The 7,898-nt window shown below is 43.4% G+C and carries 8 protein-coding genes; 3 read left to right on the forward strand and 5 right to left on the reverse strand.

Annotation, left to right across the window (positions count from 1 at the left end; all coding sequences use genetic code 11):
* Positions 1–193: 193 nt before the first annotated feature.
* Both IQ242_RS11175 and IQ242_RS11180 read right to left on the reverse strand, forming a co-directional pair.
* Positions 194–1,030: a metallophosphoesterase gene (locus tag IQ242_RS11175; RefSeq protein WP_193960026.1), complete on the reverse strand. Its 837-nt coding sequence runs from the start codon at positions 1,028–1,030 to the stop codon at positions 194–196.
* A gap of 92 nt (positions 1,031–1,122) precedes the next feature.
* A complete protein-coding gene (locus tag IQ242_RS11180) occupies positions 1,123–2,358 on the reverse strand; it encodes an LL-diaminopimelate aminotransferase (RefSeq protein ID WP_193960027.1) in 1,236 nt (411 codons plus the stop codon).
* Positions 2,359–2,514: 156 nt separating this feature from the next.
* Here IQ242_RS11180 and IQ242_RS11185 point away from each other — a divergent pair, with 156 nt between their 5' ends.
* Positions 2,515–2,727 (forward strand): DUF2839 domain-containing protein, encoded by a 213-nt coding sequence (locus tag IQ242_RS11185; protein WP_002737353.1) that lies wholly within the window; start codon positions 2,515–2,517, stop codon positions 2,725–2,727.
* A gap of 103 nt (positions 2,728–2,830) precedes the next feature.
* On the opposite strand, the gene IQ242_RS11190 is transcribed toward IQ242_RS11185, so the two are convergent.
* Complete coding sequence (locus tag IQ242_RS11190; protein WP_193960028.1) at positions 2,831–3,766, reverse strand: NAD-dependent epimerase/dehydratase family protein; 936 nt, start codon at positions 3,764–3,766, stop codon at positions 2,831–2,833.
* Between the two features lie 450 nt (positions 3,767–4,216).
* Here IQ242_RS11190 and IQ242_RS11195 point away from each other — a divergent pair, with 450 nt between their 5' ends.
* Positions 4,217–5,536 carry a tetratricopeptide repeat protein gene (locus IQ242_RS11195; protein ID WP_193960029.1) on the forward strand — a complete coding sequence of 440 codons (1,320 nt, stop codon included), beginning with the start codon at positions 4,217–4,219 and terminating at the stop codon, positions 5,534–5,536.
* A gap of 116 nt (positions 5,537–5,652) precedes the next feature.
* Here IQ242_RS11195 and IQ242_RS11200 read toward each other — a convergent pair whose 3' ends face one another.
* Together IQ242_RS11200 and rpmF are read right to left on the reverse strand one after the other, a co-directional pair.
* Entirely contained in the window at positions 5,653–6,252 is a 600-nt protein-coding gene (locus IQ242_RS11200) for a sulfite oxidase-like oxidoreductase (RefSeq protein ID WP_193960030.1), read from the reverse strand.
* 88 nt (positions 6,253–6,340) lie between these two features.
* The gene (rpmF, locus tag IQ242_RS11205; RefSeq protein WP_002742494.1) at positions 6,341–6,523 is read right to left on the reverse strand and encodes a 50S ribosomal protein L32; all 183 of its coding nucleotides are present in this window, start codon (positions 6,521–6,523) and stop codon (positions 6,341–6,343) included.
* A gap of 189 nt (positions 6,524–6,712) precedes the next feature.
* On the opposite strand from rpmF, the gene acsF reads away from it, so the two are divergent.
* The gene (gene acsF, locus IQ242_RS11210; protein WP_193960031.1) at positions 6,713–7,771 is read left to right on the forward strand and encodes a magnesium-protoporphyrin IX monomethyl ester (oxidative) cyclase; all 1,059 of its coding nucleotides are present in this window, start codon (positions 6,713–6,715) and stop codon (positions 7,769–7,771) included.
* The last annotated feature ends 127 nt before the right edge of the window (positions 7,772–7,898 follow it).

Consider the following 7,898-nt stretch of genomic DNA (forward strand, 5'->3'; position numbering starts at 1 on the left):
TCCCCCCCCTTGCCCCCCCGACATCGGGGGGGTCTTGCCTTTTGCCTCTTGCCTCGTCTCAACAAGCAATTTAAATTACGAACAGCTTATTAGGGATCAGTAAAAAAGTAAACAGTGAAAAGACATTAGGAAACTTCTATTTAATACCGTTCACTAAAAACTCAAATCTGACGACTGATCACTGATCACTGATTCAAGACTGACTGCCGTTGATCAAAGTAATTACCGTCACTTCGGGGGGACAAAAAAGACGACCGGGAAAATAGGTTCCTAAGCCTCGATTCACATATAATTGATTTTCCCCGACTCGATGAAATCCCTCGGACCATTGCCAGTATCGGACTACTCTGCTAAACTGCCGGTGAAGGGGAACCCATTGACCATAGGGTTCTGGCAGCGATCGCCTAAGTTTCCCTAAAACTATCGGTAGGGAACCCATACCCGGGATAGTCACTTGACCTCCGTGGGTATGACCGGATAACTGCAAATCCACGCGCCAATCCTTTAAAACCATGGCCGTATCTGGATTATGGGAAAGGACGAGTCTGGGTATATCGGGGGAAATTTGCTCGAGGATTTGCGGGAAAAATTCCCCAGACCAATAATCGGCCAATCCGACAATGGGAAAATTTTCGCCGTAGGGTGTGGCGATTTCATTCCAGAGTACCCGAATTCCCACGCTAGTTAGGGCTGATCTGACCGTTTCCCTTGCGTTGGGAAGATAACTGTCATGATTTCCTAAACAAGCATAAATACCCCCTTGACTTTCGAGAGCTTTTATGCTATCTACCAGGGTAAAAATTGGCTGGGGACTATCGGTAATAAAATCCCCCGTCAGGAAGATCAGAGCGGGTTTTTCCTGATTAGTAATGGCGATCGCTTCTTGCAGGACAGCTACAGGCAAATGCTGTGCATCGCAGTGCAGATCTGACCACTGCACCAACTTGATCCCTTGCAGATGTGCCGGTAGGCCAGCAATTGCGATCGTTAATCTTTCTACCTGTAAGGATTCTAACCAAAAGGGTCGCATCGGTGAGCCGTTGTCGGTGAGTATGTCAACAGTCTATCAATTCCCGATGGGGTTGTTGGGGGATGCTTCCGCAAACATCCCTCTTTTGACCATTAGCCTTGAAATTTATCGATAATTCTCTCCATAGCGGCCTCGACATTGGCACGACTATTAAAAGCCGACAGCCGGAAATAACCCTCTCCGGCGGCCCCAAAGCCAGATCCGGGGGTCCCCACCACATTACAGGTATGTAGCAGTTTATCGAAGAAATCCCAACTTGATAGACCCTGGGGCGTTTTTACCCAAACGTAGGGCGCATTTACGCCGCCATGGACTTCTAAACCGGCAGCGGTTAATTTTTCTCGGATAATTGTTGCATTTTGTAAATAAAACTTGACAAGTTCTTCTACTTGTGCTTGTCCTTCTGGGGAATAAACCGCCTCGGCCCCCCGTTGGACAATGTAGGAAACGCCGTTAAATTTGGTCGATTGCCGACGATTCCACAGTTTCCAGAGTTGCACATCGCTGCCGTCGGCCGCTTTGGCCATCAGACTTTGGGGAACCACGGTTAAAGCGCAACGGGTCCCGGTAAAACCGGCATTTTTAGAAAAAGAGCGAAATTCGATCGCACATTGCCGCGCCCCCTCGATTTCGTAGATGGAGTGGGGTAAACTGGCATCGGTGACAAAGGCCTCGTAGGCCGCATCAAAAAAGATAATCGATCCGTTGGCCCTAGCATAATTAACCCAAGCTGTCAAGTGTTCTTTGGTAGCGGTGGCCCCGGTGGGATTATTGGGAAAACAGAGATAGATTAAATCGACTTTTTCCGCCGGAATCTGGGCAGTAAAGTTATTTTCGGCGGTAATTGGCAGATAAATTAAGCCCTCGTATTCGCCGCGGTCGTTGACCTCTCCCGTGTGTCCGGCCATAACGTTAGTATCAACGTAAACGGGATATACTGGGTCAGTAACAGCGATCAAGTTATTATCCCCAAAAATATCGAGAATATTGCCCGTATCGCACTTAGAACCGTCGGAAATAAAGATTTCATCGGCACTTATCTCACAACCGCGAGCCTGAAAATCATGGACGGCGATTTTTTCCCTTAACCAAGCATAACCCTGTTCGGGCCCGTAACCCTTAAAGCTAGAGCGATCGCCCATTTCCTCCACCGCTTTGATCATTGCCTCACGACAAGCTAGGGGCAAAGGTTCGGTGACATCCCCAATCCCCAGACGGATAATATTAGCATCGGGATTAGCTGCCGCAAAAGCTTGGACTCGTCGGGCAATTTCTGGGAAAAGATAACCCGCTTTTAGTTTTAAGTAATTACTGTTAATGGTTGCCATAATTATTATTCTCGTTTCAGTCGCAACCTTTAATTCTATAATAGTCAGTCATCGGCCGTCAGTTTTGATCGCCCTCCTTCAGGGACTAGGATTGGGTGTGGCCTGTTGTCTTTCGATATACAATCAGAGAAAAACCTCTTAATAACTGACATTAGTATGGGTGAATCAAAACGTCGTCAATCGGCCCTGGGTGATAAGTATGGACAGGAGGAAAATATCCTGCCTTGGCTACCGATTACCAAAAGTCAAGCGGCCCAAGCTTACAAGTTAACCACTAGGGGTGCCTGGATTGGTATAGGAGTTTTAGCCGGGGTTTGGGTGGTTATTCGCTTTGTCGGGCCGGCCTTCGGTTGGTGGAATGTCCAATGACCGGTTAAGGCTGCATCAGTTATCAGTTATCAGTTATCAGTTATCAGTTCACTGTTTACTGATAACTGCTCACAGCAAAAAACTCCCCACCAGAAAATTAATTTTATTGGTTTGCCAAGATCTGGTCATCGATCGCCAAGTCTATTTCTTGTTGATCGCGACCGGAAGCGAGATAATCATTCTGGAAGGAGTCTGTTAAACCACTGACGAGATCATATTCAGGCTGCCAGTTTAACTCCCGGGTAGCTTTATTAATATCAGCGTAGAAATGTTGAACCCGCAGGGGGAAAGGTTTCTTTTTGCCGAAGTCAAATTTTTTGGGGTTATAGTTAACAATCTCGATTTCCTCGGCATTTTTCCCCATGGCTGCCGCGCAAGCTTTTGCTAAACCGTTAAAAGTTACATAGCGATCGCCTGAAATATTATACACTTGACCGATAGCCTGAGAATTACCCAATACTGCGGCCATGGCCTTAGCTAGATCGGCAACGTGACCAAATTGGGTAAAATGTTCCCCATGACTGGGTATAGGAATAGGACGATTACGAACCAAACGGTCAAAAAACCAAGCTTCTAGGTCATTATAGTTGCGCGGTCCGTAGATATAGACTGGACGGATGGAAGTCCAGGGTAATCCCATCTCGCTTAAATAGTTTTCTGTCTCGTGTTTTCCCTTGTGGCGACTTTTGGTATCTAGTTTATCCCCTTCTTTATGGGGCATTTGGTCGGATTTTAGATAAACCCCCGCCGAGCTAACATAGACAAAATGCCGGATTCTGTCCCTAAAAATTTGGACGAGGGGCTGAGTATCACTTAATTCTCTGCCATTATTATCGAAAATTGCCTCAAAGCTTTCATTTTTAAGCTTTTCTTTAAGTTGTGAGGCATCAGTGCGATCACCATGAATCTGTCGTACTCCGGCAACCGGAGCGGGTTTATTGCCACGATTGAATAATACTACTTCATGACCCTGTTCTACTAACACTTTAGTCAAAGAAACACCGATAAATCGGGTTCCACCCATAATTAAAATTTTCATCAGTCGCCATTGTCAATATCAAGGTTATATTATCCCTCGATCGGTGCAGTTTAAAAACTGTGCTTTTTAGGTTTGTGTCATCAATCCAGTCTTTTGGGGGGTTCTACCCCCCAAACCCCTAGGGTTGATTCATAGTAGGGTTGATTCATAGTAGGGTTGATTCATAGTAGGGTTGATTCATAGTAGGGTTGATTCATGAATCAACCCTACCTAATGGGGCTCTTCGGTTTGTGTTATGCAATGGACGGGGGTTATAAGGGATGGAACCCTTATATAGAAAGACATTGCTTCGATTTTTGCCAATTGTTTTCAATCTAGAGCGAACTAATCAATTAAGTCTCTTGCCAGATAAGGATTTAGTCGATTTATGCCCCCCTATCGAACCATACCAAGTAACGAAGAACCCCTAAATGGGGGTATCTGACAGTTTTTAACACCTATCCACTTATTATGAATGATGAAACATCTTCAATTATCGACCAAAATGAGAGAGAATACGAAGGTTTAATCGTATCTCTAGAGGCAAATCAAGAGAGATTAAATATATTGATTTGTGTGTGTGATCAGGAAAAATTGCGAGAAGAAATCATCGATCGCTATAGCAAAGAATTAGAACCAGTAATCCCTTGTTATCGGATTGATTTAGATCAAAAAGAACCGAGTTTAAGAGCAGCAATTGCTAGTTTAGTCTCCAGAAAACCAGAGTTACTACAAAGCAAAAACGCTGTGATCACAACCACAGGAGTGGAAAAACTACACTCGATCAAATGGCAACGGGAAAAATCGGAACTAGATAAATTTTTTGGTTATCTGCAATGGACAAGGGAAGGATTGCGAGAATTTCCCTATTCCATTGTTCTTTGGGTAACAAGCACAGTGGAAGTAAATTTACGCAAAAAGTCCCCCGATTTTTGGAGTTGGAGAAAAGGAGTTTTTCGCTTTATTTCTCCTCCAAGTAACTTTTTACCTTGTCAGGAATTTTTACCAATTTTACAATCTTTTGACGAAATTACTATAGATAAAGATATTCCTTCAATCTCTAAGGAAGACTTGTTAGAACTAATCGAGCAAATCGAGGTAAATAAATGCAAAAAAGAGCCAAGACTAGCGAGTTTATATGCCAGTTTAGCTAAGATTTATAACCATCGTTTATTAAATCTGCCATTGGTAGATTATCGTCAGGAACTTCTGCTTGCGATCGAGTATTATCAAAAAGCGATCGATTTACAAAAAGAGTTAAATCTAGAACTTGATTTAGTTGCGAGTCTCGACTCATTAGCCAGTATTTACTATTCCCTAGGAGAATACCAAAAAGCGAGCGAGTTTTATCAACAGTCTTTAGCAATCACACGGAAAATCGATGATCGAGGGGGTGAAGCGTCTTCCTACAATAATTTAGGCAGTGTTTACTATTCCCTAGGAGAATACCAAAAAGCGAGCGAGTTTCATCAACAATCCTTAGCAATCAAACGGGAAATCTCTGATATAACAGGAGAAGCTTATTCCTATCTAGGTTTGGGGAATGTTTACGGTTCCCTAGGAGAATACCAAAAAGCGAGCGAGTTTTATCAAAAGTCCTTAGAAATCTTTCAGGAAATGGAGTATATCATAGGAGAACCAAAGACTCTGTTTAATCTGGGACTTACCTACTATAAACTCGATCGTATATCGGAAGCGAAAGAAGCATATCTTCAAGCGCGGAAATTATTTCAAGCATTGGGGTTAGCAGGATATGTTCAATATTGTGATCAGGCAATTCGGCAATTATAATTACCCAGTCGCAATCGAGTAAAAATTTGTTGCTTACCCCTTGACTTTTGCTTGTTTTAATGATAGGAATTACTGGACTTGATTGCTTATCTCACCCGATTTTAAGCCAAAAATCCTTAAAAACCGCTATAACGTTCCTCTAACCAGGGATCACCTCGTCGATGGTAGCCATTACGTTCCCAGAAACCCGATTGCTCTCGATCGAGAAATTCTAAGCCATTAATCCATTTAGAACTTTTCCAAGCGTAGAGATGGGGAACAACTAAGCGCAGCGGACCCCCGTGGTCGGGGGGTAAAGGTTGACCAAACAGTTGAAAAGCGAAAAAATTATCCTCGTGCAGGAACTCCTCTAGGGTCAGGTTAGTGGTATAACCGCCATAACAGTGTTGCATGACGTGGGTAGCTTCCGGCAGCAGGTCAATTAAGGTCATAAAATCCGATACCTTAACTCCCGTCCAAGTCACATCTAATTTTGACCAACGGGTGACACAGTGAAAATCCTTGGTAAACTCCGACTGCGGTAGGGCCATAAAATCCGACCAGTTAAAAATTTTAGTCGTGGCCACCTTTCCCCAAACCTTGAATAACCATTCCTCGGTCTTGATTTGGGGAGTATCCCCGTAGGTAAGCACAGGAAAACCACTAGCGAGATATTGGCCCGGAGGAACTCGGTCTTGATCGGGAGATTCTGGTTTTTTAAAGAATTTGCCTAACATTAGTTGAGACTCGCAACGAAAATTTTCAACAAATCTTAAAATATTAGGGAGCGAAAAGGTTTTCTATACCTCACTCCCCACCATCAAGTTATTCTTCGTCTTCCCCTTCTTCTTCCTCTTTAGTGGGATAGACAAAGCTGTTAGAACGACCAGAAAGAACAGATTTACCCAAAGATAAGGCTTTTTGCGCTTCCCGAGCTGCTTGCTTTCTCCAGTGCGCTCTCCGTTGGTCGCGCTTGGCATTTGAGGTTTTCTTCTTGGGACAAGCCATAGTATTTTAACGATAGTTATAGACTCACAACCTTTCTATTCTACTCCCTATTTCCCTAATCGGCTCGCTCACTTGTCTGATTCCCTTGCTCACTACTGCCCAAAATATTGATAAAACTTAATAATTATCATTGGCTTACCTATTTATGTTTAAAATCCTATATAGCTATGTAGTCAAGTAATTTCCATCATGGTCACTACCGTCGAACCCCCCTCCCAGAAAAAAGCTGTTCTACGCGAAACTATCCTCACTCCTCGTTTTTACACCACTGATTTTGAGGCTGCCGCCAATTTTGACCTTTCTCTGCAAGAAACCGAAATCAAAGCGATGTTAGAGGAGATGCGGACAGATTACAACCGGCATCACTTTGAACGTCAGCAAGGATTTGAGAACTATCAAGATAATCTCGATGAAAAAACCAGAAATGCCTTTATAGATTACCTAGAACGCTCCTGTATCTCCGAATTTTCTGGCTTTTTGTTATTTAAGGAACTGTCACGACAACTAAAAAGCCGTAATCCCTTGTTAGGGGAGATATTTCATCTTATGGCTAGAGATGAGGCGCGCCATGCAGGATTTCTCAATAAAGCCATGGCTGACTTTAATATTTCCCTCGATTTAGCCAAAATTACCAAAACCCGTACCTACACCTTTTTCCCCCTTGAATGGGTTCTCTATACAGTCTATCTCTCCGAAAAAATCGGTTATTGGCGTTATATTCTCATTTATCGTCATTTAGAAGAACATCCCCAGTATAAATTTAATCCTCTCTTTAATTACTTCGAGAGTTGGTGTCAGGACGAAAATCGCCACGGAGATATCTTTAAAACCTTGCTGCGCGCTAAACCGCAATTGTGGAATAATTGGCGATCGAGATTATGGAGTCGTTTTTTCCTGCTTTCCGTCTTTGCTACCCATAGTTTAACTGTACGGGAACGCTCAGACTTTTATGATGCTTTAGGAATGGATGCGATCGCTTTTGACCAAGAAGTAATTCGTCAGACTAATAATACCTCCGCTCGCGCTTTTCCCACCATTTTAAATGTGGACCATCCCCAATTTTTCCCCCGTTTAAACCGTTGTGCCGAACGTAATTTACAATTAAAAGCGATCGATGAAAGCATCGCTCCCCAATGGCTAAAAACATTGCGTAAGTTACCCTTACAGTTAGGTATGGTCGGGGATCTCCTGCGATTGTATCTGATTAAACCCATAGATGCAGAAGCCACCAGAGAAATGGTACTTTAATCAGTTATCAGTTATCAGTTATCAGTTATCAGTTATCGGGAGACTCCGAGACTCCGAGACTCCGAGACTCCGAGACAGGAGATAGGAGATTAGTTTTATTTATTCTCCCCACACCCCACACCCCACA

The sequence above is a fragment of the Microcystis sp. LEGE 08355 genome, from assembly GCF_015207185.1.
Classification (GTDB): domain Bacteria; phylum Cyanobacteriota; class Cyanobacteriia; order Cyanobacteriales; family Microcystaceae; genus Microcystis; species Microcystis panniformis.